The sequence below is a fragment of the Aquisphaera insulae genome, from assembly GCF_011064615.1.
Lineage (GTDB): Bacteria > Planctomycetota > Planctomycetia > Isosphaerales > Isosphaeraceae > Aquisphaera > Aquisphaera insulae.
Genome location: NZ_JAALJH010000290.1, coordinates 1 through 313 on the forward strand (window position 1 = coordinate 1; position 313 = coordinate 313).

Below are 313 nucleotides of genomic sequence, written 5' to 3' on the forward strand. Positions count from 1 at the left end.
ACTAACGGTAACCGCGACGGACCCGGCGTCGATCTCCTATATCGCGAATTACTGGTCGTCGTTGAATGCCGAGGTCGTGGCCTACGTCACGAGCGGCTCGAATGTTGCCCAGATCAGCTTCTGCGAGTCCCGCCGGATTACCGCGAACACCGCCCCCAGCGGCGGCAGCTACACATTGACGGTCGATCAACCGTTCAACAATTCCGGCTACACGAAATACAGCATCCGCGGCGTGGCGGCCGCCCAGAGCCTCACCTGGCGGGCCTTCGACCTGGTGCCGACCTACGTCGCCCAGCATCTCGTGAAGCGGCTC

General features: G+C 62.6%; 1 protein-coding gene. It reads left to right on the plus strand.

Annotated features, from left to right (window positions below; genetic code table 11):
• The coding region (locus G6O54_RS37180; protein ID WP_165236246.1) for a hypothetical protein at nt 1-313 on the plus strand (313 nt) is incomplete at both ends.